General features: G+C 43.9%; 16 protein-coding genes, 3 tRNA genes and 2 pseudogenes. 9 read left to right on the top strand and 12 right to left on the bottom strand.

The genetic code is table 11. The features are described from left to right. Positions 1-6 precede the first annotated feature (6 nt). The 3 genes from PSI15_RS00285 to PSI15_RS00295 all read left to right on the top strand — a co-directional run bounded on the left by PSI15_RS00285 (position 7) and on the right by PSI15_RS00295 (position 3552). Positions 7-1524 carry an MFS transporter gene (locus PSI15_RS00285; protein ID WP_273581805.1) on the top strand — a complete coding sequence of 506 codons (1518 nt, stop codon included), beginning with the start codon at positions 7-9 and terminating at the stop codon, positions 1522-1524. Positions 1525-1768: 244 nt separating this feature from the next. Continuing rightward, a complete protein-coding gene (locus tag PSI15_RS00290) occupies positions 1769-2503 on the top strand; it encodes an SDR family NAD(P)-dependent oxidoreductase (protein ID WP_273581806.1) in 735 nt (244 codons plus the stop codon). Between the two features lie 266 nt (positions 2504-2769). Continuing rightward, positions 2770-3552 (top strand): acetoin reductase, encoded by a 783-nt coding sequence (locus PSI15_RS00295; protein WP_273581807.1) that lies wholly within the window; start codon positions 2770-2772, stop codon positions 3550-3552. Positions 3553-3630: 78 nt separating this feature from the next. Here PSI15_RS00295 and rlmM read toward each other — a convergent pair whose 3' ends face one another. From rlmM to PSI15_RS00310, 3 genes are read right to left on the bottom strand one after another with little or no spacing between them, the layout of a single operon-like run. Then, complete coding sequence (gene rlmM / locus PSI15_RS00300) at positions 3631-4728, bottom strand: 23S rRNA (cytidine(2498)-2'-O)-methyltransferase RlmM (RefSeq protein ID WP_273581808.1); 1098 nt, start codon at positions 4726-4728, stop codon at positions 3631-3633. Next, on the bottom strand, positions 4721-5116 hold the full coding sequence (locus PSI15_RS00305; RefSeq protein WP_273581809.1) for a DUF423 domain-containing protein: 396 nt from the start codon (positions 5114-5116) through the stop codon (positions 4721-4723). Before PSI15_RS00305 ends, rlmM begins: the two co-directional genes overlap by 8 nt. A 37-nt stretch (positions 5117-5153) precedes the next feature. Further along, complete coding sequence (locus tag PSI15_RS00310; protein WP_273581810.1) at positions 5154-6077, bottom strand: transcriptional regulator GcvA; 924 nt, start codon at positions 6075-6077, stop codon at positions 5154-5156. A gap of 419 nt (positions 6078-6496) precedes the next feature. Between PSI15_RS00310 and csdA the strand changes: the two genes are divergently transcribed. After that, positions 6497-7702, top strand: a complete 1206-nt coding sequence (gene csdA, locus PSI15_RS00315) for a cysteine desulfurase CsdA (protein WP_273581811.1) — start codon at positions 6497-6499, stop codon at positions 7700-7702. Positions 7703-7854: 152 nt separating this feature from the next. On the opposite strand, the pseudogene PSI15_RS18510 reads toward csdA, so the two are convergent. From PSI15_RS18510 to PSI15_RS18450, 5 genes and pseudogenes are all read right to left on the bottom strand, one after another. Next, positions 7855-8067, bottom strand: a pseudogene (locus PSI15_RS18510) (phage major capsid protein); the annotation flags it as partial. Between the two features lie 216 nt (positions 8068-8283). Continuing rightward, a complete protein-coding gene (locus PSI15_RS00325; RefSeq protein ID WP_045972566.1) occupies positions 8284-8676 on the bottom strand; it encodes a hypothetical protein in 393 nt (130 codons plus the stop codon). 2 nt (positions 8677-8678) lie between these two features. Next, complete coding sequence (locus tag PSI15_RS00330) at positions 8679-9077, bottom strand: hypothetical protein (RefSeq protein ID WP_273581812.1); 399 nt, start codon at positions 9075-9077, stop codon at positions 8679-8681. 63 nt (positions 9078-9140) lie between these two features. Then, the gene (locus PSI15_RS00335; protein WP_273581813.1) at positions 9141-9848 is read right to left on the bottom strand and encodes a hypothetical protein; all 708 of its coding nucleotides are present in this window, start codon (positions 9846-9848) and stop codon (positions 9141-9143) included. 277 nt (positions 9849-10125) lie between these two features. Continuing rightward, positions 10126-10584: pseudogene (locus PSI15_RS18450) on the bottom strand (Hcp family type VI secretion system effector); the annotation flags it as partial. A 568-nt stretch (positions 10585-11152) separates the two neighbouring features. On the opposite strand from PSI15_RS18450, the gene csdE reads away from it, so the two are divergent. Beyond that, positions 11153-11611 (top strand): cysteine desulfurase sulfur acceptor subunit CsdE, encoded by a 459-nt coding sequence (gene csdE, locus PSI15_RS00345; protein WP_273581815.1) that lies wholly within the window; start codon positions 11153-11155, stop codon positions 11609-11611. A 6-nt stretch (positions 11612-11617) separates the two neighbouring features. On the opposite strand, the gene tcdA is transcribed toward csdE, so the two are convergent. Both tcdA and mltA read right to left on the bottom strand, forming a co-directional pair. After that, entirely contained in the window at positions 11618-12430 is an 813-nt protein-coding gene (gene tcdA / locus PSI15_RS00350; RefSeq protein ID WP_273581816.1) for a tRNA cyclic N6-threonylcarbamoyladenosine(37) synthase TcdA, read from the bottom strand. Between the two features lie 77 nt (positions 12431-12507). Next, on the bottom strand, positions 12508-13605 hold the full coding sequence (gene mltA / locus PSI15_RS00355) for a murein transglycosylase A (RefSeq protein WP_273581817.1): 1098 nt from the start codon (positions 13603-13605) through the stop codon (positions 12508-12510). A gap of 271 nt (positions 13606-13876) precedes the next feature. Between mltA and PSI15_RS00360 the strand changes: the two genes are divergently transcribed. The 3 genes from PSI15_RS00360 (at position 13877) to PSI15_RS00370 (ending at position 14176) form a co-directional block, all read left to right on the top strand. Then, positions 13877-13953: transfer RNA gene (locus PSI15_RS00360), tRNA-Met, on the top strand. A gap of 34 nt (positions 13954-13987) precedes the next feature. Next, positions 13988-14064: transfer RNA gene (locus tag PSI15_RS00365), tRNA-Met, on the top strand. A 35-nt stretch (positions 14065-14099) separates the two neighbouring features. Continuing rightward, positions 14100-14176 (top strand) — tRNA-Met (locus PSI15_RS00370). 151 nt (positions 14177-14327) lie between these two features. On the opposite strand, the gene amiC is transcribed toward PSI15_RS00370, so the two are convergent. Further along, the gene (gene amiC, locus PSI15_RS00375) at positions 14328-15575 is read right to left on the bottom strand and encodes an N-acetylmuramoyl-L-alanine amidase AmiC (protein ID WP_273581818.1); all 1248 of its coding nucleotides are present in this window, start codon (positions 15573-15575) and stop codon (positions 14328-14330) included. A gap of 242 nt (positions 15576-15817) precedes the next feature. On the opposite strand from amiC, the gene argA reads away from it, so the two are divergent. Further along, the gene (gene argA / locus PSI15_RS00380; protein ID WP_273581819.1) at positions 15818-17143 is read left to right on the top strand and encodes an amino-acid N-acetyltransferase; all 1326 of its coding nucleotides are present in this window, start codon (positions 15818-15820) and stop codon (positions 17141-17143) included. A 28-nt stretch (positions 17144-17171) separates the two neighbouring features. Here the strand turns inward: argA and recD are convergent, their stop codons facing one another. Beyond that, a complete protein-coding gene (gene recD, locus PSI15_RS00385) occupies positions 17172-19094 on the bottom strand; it encodes an exodeoxyribonuclease V subunit alpha (protein ID WP_273581867.1) in 1923 nt (640 codons plus the stop codon). Positions 19095-19098 lie beyond the last annotated feature (4 nt).

Here is a 19098-nt window from a genome sequence, read left to right on the forward strand (position 1 = left end):
AAAGTGATGTCATTTAGTGGCACTACCAAAACCAATGAGCAAGCGGGACTTCGTAATTGGCTAGGATTATTGATATTAATGCTACCTGTTTTATTAGTAACAGTAGACAATACTATTTTAGGTTTCGCTTTGCCAAAAATAGCAAGTGCACTGGAACCAAGTGCAAACCAACAATTATGGATAATTGACGCTTATGCATTGGTATTAGCAGGACTTTTAGTTTCTATGGGGAGCATTGGTGATCGTATTGGCCACCGTTTTTTATTATTATTTGGTTCATTGGGATTCACAGTTGTTTCAGTTTTGACAGCATTGTCTACATCCCCAGAGCAATTGATTATAGGGAGAGCTGCACTTGGTTTTTTCGGTGCAATGTTGATGCCATCAACTTTAGCATTAATCAGTTCTCTTTTTAAAAATCGTGAACAACGTCGTTTAGCTGTCGCAATTTGGGCAACAACATTAACTGTCGGTTCTGCTCTTGGTCCTGTTGTGGGCGGTATTTTGTTACAATATTTTGATTGGAATTCAATTTTCTTATTAGCAGTACCTGTATTAATACCTTTATTAATTTTTGGTACTATTCTATTACCTGAATCTGATAAAAAGAATACGGGAATTATCGATGTCTATAGCATTTTATTATCAATAATAGCAATGACTGGAATTGTGTATGCGATTAAACAGTTAGCGAGTAATGGATTCGAAATCAGTGTAGTTTTAGAATTTATCATTGGTTTTATTGCTGGAGTTCTTTTTGTCCGTCGACAAAAAAAGCTATTAACTCCTTTGATGGATATATCTCTATTTAGTAATGGCGTATTTACTGGTTCAATCATAGTTAATTTACTCAGTTTAGGTTTACTAATTGGCTTTGTATTTTTTGCTACTCAATTTTTACAAATTGTGCTTGATATGAAACCAATATCTGCCAGTCTTGCTCTAGTTCCTGGTCAAATTCTTGCAATTTTTGTTGGAATTTTAATTGTACCTGTTGCACAAAGAGTCCCTACATATTGGCTAGTACCCGTTTTGTTGGCACTAGCGGGTTCTGCATTTTTCTTAATTGCCTGTATAGGTAGTTATTTAACTTCAATAGTTATCGCTTTTGCATTATTGAACATAGGCGTAGGTGCAATCGCTTCAGTTTCTAATGACTTAGTTCTTTCATCTGTGCCTTCTTCCAAAGCCGGAGCAGCATCGGCAATCAGTGAAACAGCTTACGAGGTTGGTGTAGTTCTTGGAACAACAATTTTAGGGGGATTAATCACCGCTTTTTATCGTTTAAACTTGACATTGCCAGATGGAGTTTCTCTAGAACAAACAGGATTAGCTTTAGAAACTTTAGCTGGAGCTTATGTAGTCGCAGATTCACTGACAGAAAGTCAGGGGCGCCAATTAATTGAATCAGCCTCATATTCTTTTACAAACGCCATTAATACTACTAGTTGGTTAACATCAGTATTAACTATAATAGTAGTCTTTATTTCCTGGAATCTACTGAAAACATCGAAGACAAAGTAAATATTTTTGAAACATAACAATGTAATTATGTTAGCTTAAAAGCAGCATTAAATTTTTTAACTTAATGCTGCTTTATGAAAAACTAATTTCAAATGTAAATTAATATTTAATTTTCCGTTTTCAAAGGATTTAAATTTCATTTAAAAATTACTCACCATCATTAACAAATATATTTTCAATCGATATACCTGGAAAATAATTTAAATTTTATCAAACCCACCATAATATTCTAAAGGGAACTATTATGTTTAATTTAACAGGAAAAATAGCTCTTATTTCAGGGGGAACAAAAGGTATAGGGAAAGGAATCGCAAAAGTGTTAAAAAAATCAGGTGCAATTCCTATTATTTCTGGGACTAATAGTATTAATGGACAAAAAGTAGCAGAAGAGCTTGAAGTTGATTTCATTCCACTTGATGTATCGAACCAAATTGCGTGCAAAAATGCTGTCGACCATATTGTAAAAAAATATAGTCGACTAGATATTTTGTGTTCAAATGCAGGGGTTTTTCCACAACATCATATAAAAAAAATGACTGTTGAAGATTGGGACTATGTCCTAAACATCAATCTTAAAGGAACATTTTTTTTAGTGCAAGCAGCCCTAAACGTCATGGAAAAACAAAATAATGGAAGAATCATTATTACTTCATCAATTACGGGAGAGAAACTGGGAATTTCAGGTTCTAGTCATTATGGTGCGAGTAAAGCAGGACAATTGGGTTTTATGAAAAGTGCAGCTCTTGAATATGCGGAAAAAAACATAACCATTAATGCCATTATGCCTGGTTATATTCTAACGGAAGGATTGCAAGAATTCGGTAACGATTATTTAAAACAGTTTATAAATGAAATACCAATGTGCAAACTGGGAACTCCTGAAGATATTGGTTACACAGTTTGTTTCCTAGCATCAAATGAAGCAAAATATATTACTGGACAAACTATTGTAGTCGATGGAGGAGTGATAATATCATAATTTTAAAACATCACAATAATATATATTATACGTTGAGATTAATGGCATATTTATAGAATATAATTGCTGATAGATTAAAAAACACGTTATGTGATAATTATTGAAACATCTATGCCTCAAAATACCATTTGACATAATGAATGCTATACTTTCACAACAGACACTTATAAATTACTATACATAATTTATGTTACCGTAAAGCAATTACCTCCATTGATAAACAATGGCAACCATTAAATTTTATTGTAAAACGATCTGGAGTATATATGAACGACTTGAAAGGAAAGATAGTTTTAATTACGGGAGCAGCTCGTGGTATCGGACGGGGCATTGCATTAAGATTAGCCAGAGAAGGATGCCACCTTTCTCTAGTTGACCTGAATGTAGATGAACTAAAAAAAGTCAAAGAAGAAGTTGATAAATTAGGTTGTAAATCGGAAATTATAGTTTCTGACATTAGTCAAAGGAATGAAGTATATCAGGCTATTGAATATACATCTGATAAATTAGGAGGCCTTGATGTAATGATTAATAATGCGGGAATATCTCAAGTAAAAAAAATAGCAGATGTACTACCCGAAGATTTAAATAAAATATTAGATATTAATATTGGTGGTGTCATTTGGGGGATTCAAGCTGCTGCCGAACAGTTTAAGAAATCAAATAAAAAAGGAAAAATAATTAATGCAGCTTCTATTGCTGCTCATGACGGATTTGCCATGCTAGGCGTCTATTCTGCGACTAAATTCGCAGTTAGAGCACTAACTCAAGCTGCTGCCAAAGAATACGCCAGTTTCGGCATTACTATAAATGCGTATTGCCCAGGAATTGTGGGAACTGATATGTGGATAGAGATTGACGAGCGTTTTTCAGAGATTACAGGAGTCCCAAAAGGCGAAACATATAAAAAATTCATAGATGAAATTGCATTAGGAAGAGCGCAAACTCCAGATGATGTTGCAGCGTTAGTTGCTTTTCTTTCTAGTAACGATTCTGACTATATTACAGGGCAATCAATTATTACTGATGGTGGTATTATTTATCGATAAATTTTGCAGGAGAGGTTTTAAGTTGAGAATAATGCTGCCAACAAGGCAGCATTCTTATTTCTTAGCAATCAAGGAGACTCAATAATCCCGCTCGGAGGCATAAAGAGACCAGATACGACGAACATGTACGGTGATCTCTTCACGATCGTGGTACAGGTGTTTCGCCTGAATCTGCGCATTCACACCATTTTCTTTCAATTGCTGTTCTATCTTTCGCAAAATATGCGCCACTTCCTCATAACGCTTTTTCATCGGCAACTTAAGATTGAAGATCGCCTCACGACACCAGCTTTGCACCAGCCAATCCGTCATCAGTTGGGCAACCTTGGCGGGTTTTTCAACCATATCACACACCAGCCAGTAAATGTTTTTCGCCGGCGGTTCAAATTTAAAGCCATCCGCGCGGTGATGCTTCACTTGCCCGGTATCCATCAAGCTATCCGCCATCGGCCCGTTATCTACCGCATGAACCAACATACTGCGTTTCACGAGCTGGTAAGTCCATCCGCCCGGACAAGCACCGAGATCCACGGCATGAAGGCCACTGTCCAGCCGCTCTTCCCATTCGTCATAAGGAATGAAAACATGAAAGGCTTCTTCCAGTTTCAATGTTGAACGGCTTGGCGCATCGGAAGGGAATTTCAGGCGAGGAATGCCCATATAAAAACGGGAGTTATTGTTGCTGTAGGAATACCCGACATAGCAGCAACCCGGTGCGATAAAAAAGACATGGATCACAGGGCGATTGTGACTTTCCTTCGCCAGCAACAGTTTTTCCTGCCGCAGGGCATTACGCAGCGGAACCGTAAACTTACGGCAAAATTTCATCAACTCCTTGCCTTCATTGGTATCCGGCACTTCCACGCGCAGCTCGCCCGCCCGTTCAACGACCCCCATCAACATGCCGGTAATCGGCGTAATGCGATCTTCCTGCGGCAAATTTTTCAGCAATTCTCCCACCACCAACATTTGACGGGCAAAAATCAATTCACTGAACGGAATTTCACGGATCAGGCGATCCGCATCATCCGGCTGATAACACTCAAACAGCACATATCCGCTGTTCTCTTTCACACGGGCAAAACCGTAAACTTCTTTTTTACCCGCTTTATCGGTAATTTCTGCCGCACACTCTTTTTCAAAACCCGGGCGGCAATATAAAACAACTTTATTCATGGCTAGGCGCCGATTTCCTTAGACGCAGAGCGCCAATTAATACACATAACCAACCAATAAGAAAACTGAACCCACCGATTGGCGTCAAATAAACCAGAAATTTTAGCGGTAAAAAGGCCAGACAATAAAGACTGCCGCTAAACAGCACGATGCCTGCTGCGAAAAAAATCCCACTCCAACCCCATGGCGTGACGGGCTGGCGCATCGATAAAACGGCCAGCGCCATCATGGCGAGGGTATGCAGCCCTTGATATTGCAGGCCGGTATGTATCCATTCCATCTGACGCGGTGTCAAGACAGGTGCCAACAGATGTGCCCCCATCGCGCCCAATGCCACGTAAAAAAAGCCACTGATCGCAACAAAAATCAGCATGGTTCGACTGCTCATCACACAGCTCCTGTTTATCCGCTATTGGCGATAGCCATTAAGTGTGTTGGGTGATAAACCCTAACCTTTCTTGCTCCGTCGCCGCCTGAGTCAGTATCCATTTACGGAAAGCGGCGATCTTGCCCAATTCTGCCTGATTATCGTGACAAACCAAATAAAATGCGTTCTTACTGACCAAAACATCATTGAATGGGCAAACCAGCCGCCCTGCATCAATTTCATTCTGTGCCATCACATTATTCGCCAGAGCCACGCCTTGACCGTGTACAGCCGCTTGGATCACCATCGCACTATGGCTGAATATCGGCCCCTGCTGCACATTGATCTGCTGCTGCATATCAAGCTGGCGGATATAGGCTTGCCAATCCCGCCGGGATGAATCGTGCAACAAAGTATGCCTGGCGAGATCGGAGGGCGTTTTCAAGGGGCGATCTCCCGTCAACAGTGAAGGAGAACAAACCGGCAACAGGTATTCCGGATACAGGCGATCCGTCCGCAACCCCGGCCAATTGCCCCGGCCATAAAAAATCGCGACATCGACATCATCCGCCAGTTTATCTTCTTCCCGATCCACCGCCTGAATGCGGACATCAATCCCCGGAAAACTCTGGTTAAAACCAGAAAGCCGGGGCACCAGCCACTGAATGGCAAAACTGGGGGATAAGCTGACCGTTAGCGCACCCTTGGCACTGCGCGCCTGAAGTTTACGGGTCGCGTCATTAATGGCGGTAAAAATTTCCTTGATATCGAGATAGTAACTTTGCCCATCTTCCGTTAACAACAGCGACCGGTTACGGCGACGAAAAAGTTTCAATCCCAGAAAATCTTCCAGACTTTTCATTTGGTGACTCACGGCGGCCTGAGTCACAAATAATTCTTCTGCCGCTTTAGTAAAACTTAAATGACGGGCGGCGGCATCAAAAACGCGTAACGCATTGAGTGGAGGCAAACGTTTAGACATGTTCGTTTCTTATGTGATAGTGACGATACCGGTAACTCTTTTCATTCAGATATTAGTTTTTATAATCCGAATCATTATAATTTGTCCATTGATGATATACCAGCAAATCCCTATAGTGTGCGCACTTCCTAAGCCGGAACGAAAAGTCTCTTTGTAGCGATACTCTGAAACTTTTGGCTTTGTGGTTGTGATGTTGTGTTTGCAAGTTGTCTGGAAAACCAGACTTTGTAGCATAAGCTACTGTTTTTTTTCACTTCCTGTACATTTACCCTGTCTGTCCATAGTGATTTTTTTATGCACCGCAATTGCGGTGCTTTTTTTCCTGACGTTCTCCTGTAAAATTCCGCTTCTCTTGGTTAAAGAAAAGAGTGAAAGAAAAATTTATTCTTTATTACACAACGATTAAATTAGCGCCGTTTATGAAAGCTTTTGACTCCGCAAAATTCCGCCAGCAATTTCCCGCCCTGCAACAATCCACCACATTTCTGGACAGTGCAGCCACAGCATTAAAGCCGGCATGTATGATTGAAGCAACTGAACACTATTACCAAAACCACAGTGCAACCGTACATCGCAGCCAACATGCCACCGCGCAGGCCATCACTGCCCGTTATGAGCAAGCTCGTTCACTGGCGGCGGAACTGATCCATGCGCCATTACCCGAAGATATCATCTGGACGAAAGGGACAACGGAGTCGATCAATCTGGTCGCCCAAAGCTACTTTCGCCCTCGCCTGCATGTTGGTGATGAAATCATTGTCAGCGAGCAGGAACACCATGCTAACCTGCTGCCGTGGCTGATTCTGGCTGAACAGACGGGTGCTAAAATCGTTAAATGGCCGCTTGGCAATCAACGCCAGCCAGAAATCGCGACTCTCGCAAACCTGCTGAATCAGAACAGCCGCCTGGTCGCCATCAGCCAAATGTCTAACGTGACGGGTGCCGCCGTCGATTTGGCGCAAGTCACGGCACTCGCCCATCAATATGATTGCCGCGTTCTGGTCGATGGTGCCCAGGGTATCGTGCACGCGCCTGTCAATGTGCAGCAACTGGATATCGATTTTTACGCCTTCTCCGCCCATAAACTGTATGGGCCAAATGGCGTGGGGGTATTGTATGGCAAAAGTGAATGTCTGAATGCGATGTCTCCGTGGCACGGCGGCGGCAAGATGCTGACCCATGTCTCATTTGACGGTTTCACACCGGAAGCCGCCCCTTATCGTTTTGAGGCAGGAACCCCCAATGTTGCCGGAGTGGTCGGCTTTGCCGCAACCCTGGAATGGCTGAAAACCCTTGATATCCCGCTGGCTGAATCCCATGCCATTGCCCTGACGGATTACACCGAACAACAACTCAGCAAGCTGGCAGGTTTTACCAGTTACCGGGCGGCGGGTTCCAGCTTGCTGGCCTTCAATATCGCCGGCATACACCACAGTGATTTAGCCACGCTGATTGCAGAACAAAATATCGCCCTGCGCTCCGGCCAACACTGCGCCCAACCCTTGCTGGACGCCCTTGGCATCAGCGGCTGCCTGCGCGCTTCGTTTATGCCTTATAACAACCAGCAAGATGCGGACAGATTGATCAGCGCCGTCACGTTTGCGCTGTCGTTGTTGGGGGAGTGATAGTGACTGGCTTTTGTACCTCATCCCTCATACGGCATTCTTGCGGTACTTGTTCCTGAGCAGGAACTTAAGATCAATCAGGCTATCGGCCTCAAGGCTGACAACTTCCAGCTTTTGCAGGGTGCCGAAAGGGCGGGTTTTGTCGGCTTGGGTATCCGGCGCATGACCGATTCACAGGTAAATTGCTGCATGATTTGTTTGTTCAGTTCGGGAATAACGGTATAGCCACCCTCGGACAGCACGCCCGTAGACAAGGCGCGGGTCTCTCCGGTCACGATATAGTGACGCAGTTCGTCGAACTGTTTGGCTTCATCGGCATTGAGTGAACACTTTTCGTTTTCGGCTTTGGTAAGCAGGATGCGCATCTGGGTAGCTAAATCGGCTTTTTGCTGGCGTAATTCAAGTAGCTTTTTATGGTGTTTTATGGTTGGTTATTCTGCTTAAGACACTATTTAACATCATAAAAAATGATAAAAAAGCCCCTGACATTCAGAGGCTAAACTTGCGAAAACATGAGGACGGAATATTTACAAAGATTTTCATTTTAAATGACGGTATAAACCACTATTCTGCTAAACTTACTATTCTTTGACTTTTATTATGTAGGTTTTATTAAACTCCCTGCTCCCTGAAAACATTGTTCCTCTAACTCCTCCTCCTACTGAGATATGTATCTCCCCTACTTTTGATGGTTTGCCGATTATCATTAACTTGTTGTAATTATTTGATATTTTTTCCTTGCCATCAAGTGTAAATTTCTCTTTATGAGGACTCCATTTTATTCCTGAATCAGGTGGTTCTATAATAATTGGTGTTTTGGAATATACACCACCGCCTTCTATAAGAATAGAAACATGATATTCCTTGCCTACAGTGGCATCCGGCAGATAGTTTCCTTCGGGATAAACAGATACCGATGTTGAGCTACATGATGATGTAAAAATAATAAAAAGTAACAATATTATTTTTCTCATTTTTATTTCATTGGTTTAAAAACCAACCCTCCAAAAGTATGTTCAATAAAATAATCGTACGAAGTATTTATTTTTACCCACGGCTTAACCTCTCCCCATGAAAACAATGTAATATCAACATTGTTTTCATGTTTTTTTACTTTATCTTTCCAAACAATCCAGTGGTTTTTTCCAGATGTTTCTTTCATATTCTTTAACATGCCAGCAGAAATTAAAGAAATCACATGATAACCTTGTTCAATATAATTATTCAGTTCTTCGATACCCTCTTTATTACTATGCATTAAACTAATATTACTAAACACTTTTTCATAACCCGCTTTTTCAAACCATTCTGTCAATTTTCCCCACATTGTAATACCAGCCACTTCATCATCAACCTCATCATAACTCATAATCATATTTTCTGAATCTCTTAAGCTTGCCAATGTCAACCAATCTAACCCAGATATTCTTTCACCATATTAATTATAAAAAGTACCTTTAGGATGTCGGCAACCCTCACCCGGTTTAATTTCCAGTTGACCAATTTTAGTTTTGCCATATTTCCATAATTCGCGAGCAGCTTGCTCATAAATATCCGGTCTGTCTATTTGCAGGCAATAAAAAAAAGCAGCAGGGCCACATAAACTTGCTCCATTTTGATCCGGATAAGTTCTTTTAGACAACCTATCCTGAATTTGTGATTCAATTTTACGTTTTTCAAACGGATCGTGTGGGTGACCAACTGGATATTCTTTAGCAATAAAAGGTCTTTCAGGAACAGTAATCTTTAGTTCAACGGTATTATCCCCATCGCTGACAGGTTTTGTTTCAATCGTACTTTCAAAATAACAGGCATTCTCCCGTTTTTTATCCGAGCAAGCTTTACCTGATACAAACTCACCAAGTGTATACATCTTTTTAAACGGGGCTTGCAATGCCTGAATTGTATTTGAACCATGCTTACGGTAAAGCATCATTTGCATAATATAAATCACGGAAAGAGAGTCATCTGTTACCTGCGTGACATGCTGTTGTGTTGCATAATTACTCTGTAGTTTCTCCCGAAAAACATCGAGTAATATATGGAAATTACCTTTTGCATCCTGACGATAAATGGTTAAATCGTAAAGTAGGTTTTCCGCAGGAACATTGGATTCTATCTTTGTCTGAACGGTATAGGTCGGCATGGTATTAATCCTTTAAAATGTGAAAACTCAGGTTCTTTTTGTCATCAGTGAGATGCCATTGGGTAAAACCCTGCTTATCTGTCACGCCTTCTTTTATCTGACCATCCGGCAGGCAAACCCGATATTTACGCTGAATTAAAAGGTTGCCTTCGTCATCCGTACAGCGATAGCGGGCATGATGGCGCGAATCTTTCACCGGAGTTTCCTCAACCAACGGTTTAATATTAGAAAATCCAGACAAAAGCGGCCTTTCTTCTTCACGTCCCTGCAACTGCGATATCGCATAGCCTGTTGTCCCTGCCGCGCGATGCGTGAATGATATCGACTTATAATCAAGCTGTACCGTTTCATACGGGATCTGGTCATTGTCATCTATCGAATGCGGGTAGTGACAGGAAAAATCAACGATGGTTGCGCCTGTCAGTTTGATCTCATAAAAAAATTCCAACTGTCCGGCAAGGTTTACGCGGTAACACTTAAAAAGGGCATCCAGCAACTCGTTCTTGTCTATCGCCAATCCCAGCAACGGAGAAGATTTATCAATGGGTTTGGTAAAGCTGACCGGGAGATGATTAACATTCTGATCACGTGTCATCATATGGCTGAGGTGTAATACCTGTATTTCATCTTCCCGCCCGGCCTGATAGCGGTTGCCGATAGATTCGGGGGTTGAACACCCCGCCGAGATTAAGCCTTGTTTCTTGCCCTTTAACGACAAGTAAATAAGATAGGACATTCCTGTCTCCTGTCATCTGATTTTCAATGGATGCTCATTACAGCATCAATTAAACAGGATATAATAGTAATACTTATCTATTCCAGCGTGAATAAAAGATCGCCAGTAAAATTGTGATTAATCTCTATTCTTAAATAAAATCAGATAATTACATAATTTAAATTTCAGATAGCACCCTAATAAAAAAACAAATTGATATACTAAATTTATCTTCTTAGATTCATCCGGCTTTTATTTTCCTGCCAGAAGCCATTCTTCGGCCTCTTCGGAGATCCCCTTTTGTTTTATTTTGAAACTGTGTTTGATTGAGAGGAAAAATCTAAAATTTATTATTTCAATGAAAATTAGATTTAAATCACACTTCTTCCGAAAAGGTTGTTTTTTCCACGACCTTAAGGGAAATTAATTCGATGAAAATTCCAACGTATTATAATGATGATAGCTATTCACCCTTCCTTGCATTGTCATTTTCCGTATCAATAACTTTCGTTTAAAAGTATAGCTGCTATGATCCTCAAATCTTATCCAAGGATAATCAGCAACAAACACACAACAAGATAAACACCCCATGACACAACGCACAGACGCTCTCCTTGCTCCGCATCCTTTTGGCACCGAAATCACGGAGCAACAACTTATTGAAAACTTTCAGCAATGCACATTGTGGGAAGATCGTTATCGGCAGCTCATCGGTCTGGCCAGAAAGCTGCCGCCGTTGGCGGATGAGCTAAAACAACCCAATATCGAAAGATCCGGCTGTGAAAATCGGGTTTGGCTGGGGTATCAACGGCTGGCAGACGGCCGATTGCATTTTTATGGTGATAGCGAAGGCCGCATTGTCAAAGGCTTATTGGCCATTCTGCTGACCGCTGTGGAAAGCAAAACCCCCGAACAGGTTTTGCAAACACCGTTAACCGGGCTATTCCAACAACTCGGCCTTGAGCAGCAACTCAGTGGCTCAAGGCTCAATGGGGTGAGATCCCTGATAAATACCATTCAGGAAATTGCTCACACCAACGTTCATTAGGTTCGTTTACAGCGTATTTTCCCGTTCAGCTTTTGCCACCATTTTTTTCAAGGCGTGGGAGACAGCAACAAAACCAAAGGTCGCCGTGACCATCGTTGCGGCACCAAAACCGGAAGCACAATCCATGCGTTTGGAACCCTCCGCGGTACGCTTGGCCGCACAAACTGTACCGTCAGATTGCGGATAAACTAACTGTTCGGTGGAAAAAACACAGTCAATGCCCAATTTACCCTTGCCGTTTTTCACGACGCGGTAATCGGATTTCAAGCGCTCTTTCAATTTCGCCGCTAAGGGATCTTGCACCGTTTTCGCCAAATCCACCACTTGAATCTGGGTAGGATCAAGCTGCCCGCCTGCTCCGCCCGTCGTCACAACTGGGATCTTATCGCGGCGGCAATAGGCCAACAACGCCGCTTTGGGTCGAACACTATCAATGGCATCAATCACATAACTGAAACCTGTAGACATCAATTCCGCCACATTATCTGGGGTGACGAAATCATCAATACAAGTGACCTGGCACTCAGGATTGATAGCGCGTATCCGCTGGGCGATAACTTCCGTTTTTGGCAAGCCCACATTCTGTACTAAAGTATGCAACTGACGGTTGGTATTGGTGATACAAACATCATCCATGTCAATCAGCGTAATCGCACCGATACCGGTACGCGCCAGAGCTTCTGCCGCCCATGACCCCACGCCGCCAATGCCCACCACACAAACATGTGAATGGGCAAATAATGAAAGCGCTTTTTGACCATATAACCGAGCTGTACCCGCGAAACGCTGAAGATAAGCGTCAGAGAGAGAAAATTGCATGGCTAACTAAATCCCGCATAAAACCGATATCCCTATTGAGACAGGCTATCGATTGATTGTTTAAATTGGCGGGGATCTTACTGGTTTGCCGCCAAAAAACCAGATGGGGCTTTCTTTAATACCCAAACCCGACCATAGTGATTATAAAAACCTGCCATTTCCCCTGCTTTCTCACCAACACCATGATAAATATCGAAATGATGTCCTTTAATCGCGCCACCGACATCCAGCGCCACCATCAGACGCATCCGGTACTGGCCGGTAAATTTCCCCATCTCATCCAGTACAGGGACTTCCGCCAGCAATGCGCTTCCGGGAGGGATCAATGACTTGTCAGACGCGACCGACGCTTTTGCCACCAAAGGCACCGCACTGGCTCCCCTGACGAGGGTATGGGGTTCTGGTTTAAAGAAAACAAATGACGGGTTCTGCTCCAGCAGTTCTTTCACTTCGGCTTCACTGTGCTGCTCACCCCACTGACGAATCGCTTTCATGGACATTTTCCCACTCGGTACTTCGCCACGGTCGATCAGCACCTTGCCAATGCTGCGATAGGGATGGCCATTTTTCCCCCCATAGCCGAAAAAGGTTAACGGACGTCCATCGCCAAAATCAACATAACCGCTCCCCTGCACTTCCATCATAAAATTATCCATCAGAGAATTACTGTATCCGATAATAAATTTCGGGTTCAGGGCACCGCGGTATATCGCGGCGCGACTTGGCAAACGGGAACGTGAGTGAGCCGGCATGCGATACAGCGGATATTTAAATTCACCTTGCCTGATATGTCGTGCCTGCAAAACCGGCGTGTAATAACCGGTAAATTTCACGTTGCCGTAATTATCTTCCCCTTCCATCTGATAGGCCTGCAAACCGAACCCGGTTAAATCACGGGTATCACCACCGGACAGCATCCAGCTCTCAATCGCATCAAACAGTTCACGGTTATTGCGATAAAGACGAGGGGAGGATTCACTGATATAGTTAATTTGTGTGACAAAATCCCTGGCATTCACCGGAGAACCTTCGGCATTAGGGGTATTAACCCATTGGAGGTTTTGGATAATTCGCCCATCTTTATACTGCTGTGCCTGATCAGTGGGTCGAAGATGACATCCCGCTAATAACGAAATAACAAACCCAACTAAAAGATATTTACCCCAAACTCTCATACTAATGCCTTAATCTCTCGCTATCACTTATTCGGAGCTGGAACAATACCAAACACGCATAAATAAGAAAATGTAGTTAAAGAAAATGTAGTTAAAGAAAATGTAGTTAAAGAAAATGGTTAGAGAAAATAGTTTAGCGTTTCGACCCTGCCTATCGAGTAAAAACAAAACAATCAGGCTATTTTGAAATCAAAAAACAAATAAATTCAGTAAATATCAATAAAAAAACTTGCAACTGCGCCGTTCCAGAGTATAGTGTGCCGACATCGAACGCGGGGTGGAGCAGCCTGGTAGCTCGTCGGGCTCATAACCCGAAGGTCGTCGGTTCAAATCCGGCCCCCGCAACCAGTTCGATTGATAATCAAGTTTGCAGATAGACGGACGCGGGGTGGAGCAGCCTGGTAGCTCGTCGGGCTCATAACCCGAAGGTCGTCGGTTCAAATCCGGCCCCCGCAACCAATGCAATTGATAATCAAGCTTTATAGATAGACGGACGCGGGGTGGAGCAGCCTGGTAGCTCGTCGGGCTCATAACCCGAAGGTCGTCGGTTCAAATCCGGCCCCCGCAACCAATATTATTTTCTTATCCCTTCTATTTTTTCCTGATTTTCACTGTCCAGACTATTATCTCATTTCCGCTTATCTTATAACCTGATTTCCGCTTATTTTAAAATTTGCATTTTAATATTATTTAAAACCTGTTGATAAATGAAGGCGGATATTTCACCGCCGCGCCAATTCTGCCCCATTTTTGAAATACGCTTTAATACTGGCAAAAATAGATTCCGCCACTTGTTGCTGGAATTTCGCTGTCTTAAGTTTGCGCTCTTCTTCCAGATTACTGATAAATGCCGTTTCTACCAAAATGGAAGGAATATCGGGTGCTTTCAATACCGCAAACCCCGCCTGATCAACGCTATTTTTATGCAGTCTATTGATTTTGCCCATTCGTTTGAGCACTTCGTTAGCGAATTTCAGACTATCATTGATCGTCGCGGTTTGAACCAAATCCAACATGGTATGATCCAAATATTTATCGCCACTTTTGCTGACGCCCCCAATCAAGTCAGCCTCGTTTTGAGTCTGAGCGAGAAAACGGGCGGTATTACTGGTCGCTCCCTTAGTCGAAAGCGCAAACACAGATGATCCCCTGGCAGAACGATTTGTAAAAGCATCGGCATGAATAGAAACAAAGAGATCAGCCCGCATCTTACGGGCTTTCGCCACTCTTACCGTCAAAGGAATGAACACATCTTCATTACGCGTCATGTAAACTTTCATGCCCGGCTCACGCTTGATAAGCGCCTGTAAACGACGGGCAATTTGCAACACGATATCTTTTTCACGGGTTTTATATTTCCCAATCGCCCCAGAATCCTCACCGCCATGACCGGGATCGAGCATAATGACAATCGGCCGGTCTTTGCCCGCCTTGCCAGATTTGCGGGTGTCTGCCGGCAGATTCTGTTCCAGATCCCCACTGTTGTACTCTTCGAGCAGAGCCAGTAAAGGGTCATCAGTCGCATTAACGGCTTTTTTGGGATACAGATCGAGTACCAGACGGTGTTTAAACCTGGCAATTGGCGGCAATGTAAAAATATGCGGAGCGACCGGCTTTTTGATTTCAAACACTAAACGCACTGTTTTAGGGTTAAATTGCCCTGCCCGTACCAATTTCAAATAGGGATCACGTCGCTGAACCTGCGCCCCCATGCTCTTCAAAATGCTATTAAGCTGAACACCCTGCAAATCAATGACAATACGATTAGGGTGGGTAAGCGAAAACTGACGATACTTAAGTAGAATATCAGACTCCAGCGTCACTCTGGTATAGCTTGAGGCAGGCCAAATACGCACAGCAATGACTTTTGCAGTCGCTGCATAACCTATCGGACTGATACTTAACAACAATACAGCAGCTGCTCCTTTCAGCAGATGACGACGTGAAGCATTATGGTCTGAATGACTCATCGGTTATTCCATTTAAAAACAACTAAACGCAGTAATCTTTACCCAACATAATCGCTCGGCGGGGGGAGACTCTAATTAATTAGCGAACATCTGTCATCAAAAAACGCATTTTTTGATCTTCTGGTGATTTATACCAATATAAATAGTAACGTTATTTTTATCCATATTTCCCCTTGCCATTTCCCCTCAAAAACCATAAAAATACAAAAAATACGAATAAATATTCAATCAGAGAGGGTTTCATGAAAGAACGCAGTACCGAATTGGTTGAAGTCTTCCGTCACTCAGTTCCGTATATCAATGCACATCGAGGCAAAACTTTTGTCATTATGCTCGGCGGTGAAGCCATCGCCCATGATAATTTCGCCAATATCGTCAACGATATTGGATTACTGCATCATCTGGGGATTCGTTTAATTGTCGTTTATGGCGCACGTCCACAAATTGAACAGAATATTGCCGAACATCACTACTCATCGGTTTACCACAAGCACACCCGAGTCACCGATGCCAAGACACTGGATTTAGTCAAACAGGCAGCCGGCTTATTACAGCTGGAGATTACGGCGCGTCTTTCCATGAGCTTAAACAAGACCCCATTACAAGGTGCCAATATTAATGTTGTCAGCGGAAATTTTGTTATTGCCCAACCATTGGGCATCGATGACGGCGTCGATTACTACCATAGTGGCAGAGTTCGCCGGATTGATGAGAAAGCCGTCAACCAACAATTAGATAATGGTGCTATCGTGCTGATTGGCCCCGTTGCCGTATCTGTGACAGGAGAAAGTTTCAATCTCACTTCCGAAGAAATTGCAGCGCAATTGTCGATCAAATTAAAAGCCGAAAAATTAATTGGCTTTTGTTCATCTCAGGGCGTTCTTGACGTTGAAGGCAATACGTTATCAGAGATGTTTCCCAATGAAGGTGAAGTTTACCTGCACGCATTGGAAAGCGCCGGTGATTATCATTCAGGAACCGTGCGTTTCTTAAGGGGGGCAATCAAAGCCTGCCGCCGCGGTGTTCGCCGCAGCCATTTGATCAGTTATCAAGAAAATGGTTCGTTGGTACAAGAATTATTTTCCCGCGAAGGCATCGGTACACAAATAGTGATGGAGCGTTCCGAACAGATACGCCGTGCCAATATCAATGATATCGGCGGCATTCTGGCGCTTATTCGCCCATTGGAGCAACAAGGCATTTTGGTACGCCGTTCACGTGAACAACTGGAAATGGAAATTGATAACTTCACCCTGATAGAACTCGATAACGTCACTATCGCCTGCGCTGCGCTATATTCCTATCCTGATGAAAAAATCGGAGAAATGGCCTGCGTTGCTGTGCACCCAGACTACCGAAGCTCTTCCCGCGGCGAAATACTGCTCAATGCCATTTCCGGTCAGGCTAAACAGGGAGGATTAGAAAAACTTTTCGTGCTCACGACACGCAGTATTCACTGGTTTCAGGAGAAAGGTTTTGAGCCAGCAGAAATAGCGATGTTGCCCGTGGAAAAACAGGCGCTGTATAACTACCAGCGCCGTTCCAAGATCTTGATGCTGACTTTATAGGCTTATCTGTCTTAGCCACTTTGCCTGGTTATTGCGGGTTGAGCCACTCGGCCAGCCCGCTTCGCCGCTGTGTTACTGTTGCCACGGCCTTATCCAAAACGGGCTTATGGGCATAAATCGTCAATTTTTCCCGCGCCCGCGTCAGTGCGGTATAGACCAATTCCCGACTGACTATCGGCGAGTATTGAGTCGGTAATACCAAGGCCGTATGTTCAAATTCAGATCCTTGAGATTTATGCACTGTCATCACATAAGCCGTCTCATGTTGAGGTAACCGGCTCGGCTGAAAGCCTTTAATCTGCCCATCAGACAACTGGAAATAGGCTTTCAGCTCATTATCCTGATTTTTGAGCATAATCCCGATATCGCCATTAAACAGCCCAAGCGTACTGTCATTACGCAATATCATCACCGGACGCCCGACATAACTCCGGCTCTCCACATTTTTGGGCAGCGTAATCAGGCCCTTTCTGTGCAGTAATTGTTCTACTCGCTGATTCAGCCCTGCCACACCAAACGGGCCTTCCCTTAATGCGCACAACAACCGGAAACGGTTAAATTCGGCCAAAATGGCGTTTTCCGCTACCCGCTCATTTACCATTGCCAGATATGAGTAGTAACCCGCAGCGGTTTCAGCCAACAGACGTTGATAATCGTCATCCTCTGAAAGCGGATAAAAAGTGACATCAGGAAAAGAGTGGCTTAGTACCATTGCGACACCCGCGCGATCGCCTTGATTCACAGCAAAGGCCAATTGCCCAATACCGGAAGCGGAGTTGAAGCGATAACTTTTACGCAGCAGACACAGGCAATCCCGCACGGCAGGCGCATTGTCACCGGAAGTGGAATAAGAGGTTAACGGGCATCCGGTCAATCGCCCCAATTGTTCAGCACGTTTAGCGCTATAACCCTGTTCAGCGAAACGACAGATATCCCCCAATACCGCTCCGGCTTCAACCGAGGCAAGCTGGTCTTTATCCCCCAAGAAAATCACTTTCGCCTGCGACGGCAAAGCCTCAATCAAGTGAGCCATCATCGGTAAATCCACCATTGAGGCTTCATCAATGATCAAAATATCCAGGGATAGCGGATTATCACGACCGTAACGCAATTTCTGGCTATCAGGTTGTGCACCCAGTAAACGATGGAGAGTTTGCGCCTGTTCTGGAATGCTGCGCCACTGTTCTGGCGTCAAATCAAGTTGCCTGACCGCCTCCCTCAGCGATTCAGTCAACCTGGCCGCCGCCTTGCCGGTTGGTGCCGCCAATTGAATGCTTAATTTTTGCCCTTCATGCAATTTAATCAAGGCAACCAATAACTTCGCCACTGTCGTGGTTTTTCCGGTTCCCGGCCCGCCAGAGATCACTGAAATGCGGCTGGTGACCGCCACTGCCGCCGCCACTTTCTGCCAATCGATTTCCCCTCCAGCAGTAACACCAAAAAGGTCATCCAGAATGCAACGCAGCTGGATTTCATCACGCGTGGTTTGATCAGGCGTTTGCGCAGCAGATGGATCAGAAGATTGTTCAAAAGCCTCAGTCAACGCCACAGCAGCAAAAAAATGAGCCACACGCCGTTCACTTTGCCACATGCGTTGTAAATAGAGGCGGTAACCGGCTTCCCCTTGATAAGTCAGGATTATCGGCGCAGGAGACGCTCCCGTACTCACCGCCGGACATGCCTGCAAAATCGCCAGAATCTGCGCTTCCCCAGGTTTCCCGACCAGAGACCAAAGCGATGCCGCTAATTCAGGCTGCCTGCCGTCAAAAAAATATTTCGGCGCAATCCGTTCCAATGGCAAACAGACATGCCCCGCGCCTGATTCAGCACTTAGCAGCACCGTAATTAACAGTAACAGCGGGTTTTCATCTTCGATCATCGCATAAGCAAACTGCACGTCCAAAGGGCGCAATAGCTTCAGGCTCACCGCGTGTTGCAATAATGACATCATGGCA

Origin of the sequence: Xenorhabdus sp. PR6a (assembly GCF_028599065.1) — a bacterium.
Taxonomy (GTDB): domain Bacteria; phylum Pseudomonadota; class Gammaproteobacteria; order Enterobacterales; family Enterobacteriaceae; genus Xenorhabdus; species Xenorhabdus doucetiae.

Excerpts from the sequence above, each read along its gene's own strand:
- csdA (WP_273581811.1), top strand. The coding sequence starts at position 6,497 with ATGAAAGCTTTTGACTCCGCAAAATTCCGCCAGCAATTTCCCGCCCTG.
- PSI15_RS00285 (WP_273581805.1), top strand. The coding sequence starts at position 7 with ATGTCATTTAGTGGCACTACCAAAACCAATGAGCAAGCGGGACTTCGT.
- mltA (WP_273581817.1), bottom strand. The coding sequence starts at position 13,605 with ATGAGAGTTTGGGGTAAATATCTTTTAGTTGGGTTTGTTATTTCGTTA.
- recD (WP_273581867.1), bottom strand. The coding sequence starts at position 19,094 with ATGATGTCATTATTGCAACACGCGGTGAGCCTGAAGCTATTGCGCCCT.
- PSI15_RS00330 (WP_273581812.1), bottom strand. The coding sequence starts at position 9,077 with ATGATTATGAGTTATGATGAGGTTGATGATGAAGTGGCTGGTATTACA.
- PSI15_RS00290 (WP_273581806.1), top strand. The coding sequence starts at position 1,769 with ATGTTTAATTTAACAGGAAAAATAGCTCTTATTTCAGGGGGAACAAAA.
- PSI15_RS00305 (WP_273581809.1), bottom strand. The coding sequence starts at position 5,116 with ATGAGCAGTCGAACCATGCTGATTTTTGTTGCGATCAGTGGCTTTTTT.
- PSI15_RS00295 (WP_273581807.1), top strand. The coding sequence starts at position 2,770 with ATGAACGACTTGAAAGGAAAGATAGTTTTAATTACGGGAGCAGCTCGT.
- argA (WP_273581819.1), top strand. The coding sequence starts at position 15,818 with ATGAAAGAACGCAGTACCGAATTGGTTGAAGTCTTCCGTCACTCAGTT.
- PSI15_RS00310 (WP_273581810.1), bottom strand. The coding sequence starts at position 6,077 with ATGTCTAAACGTTTGCCTCCACTCAATGCGTTACGCGTTTTTGATGCC.
- amiC (WP_273581818.1), bottom strand. The coding sequence starts at position 15,575 with ATGAGTCATTCAGACCATAATGCTTCACGTCGTCATCTGCTGAAAGGA.
- csdE (WP_273581815.1), top strand. The coding sequence starts at position 11,153 with ATGACACAACGCACAGACGCTCTCCTTGCTCCGCATCCTTTTGGCACC.
- PSI15_RS00335 (WP_273581813.1), bottom strand. The coding sequence starts at position 9,848 with ATGCCGACCTATACCGTTCAGACAAAGATAGAATCCAATGTTCCTGCG.
- PSI15_RS00325 (WP_045972566.1), bottom strand. The coding sequence starts at position 8,676 with ATGAGAAAAATAATATTGTTACTTTTTATTATTTTTACATCATCATGT.
- rlmM (WP_273581808.1), bottom strand. The coding sequence starts at position 4,728 with ATGAATAAAGTTGTTTTATATTGCCGCCCGGGTTTTGAAAAAGAGTGT.
- tcdA (WP_273581816.1), bottom strand. The coding sequence starts at position 12,430 with ATGCAATTTTCTCTCTCTGACGCTTATCTTCAGCGTTTCGCGGGTACA.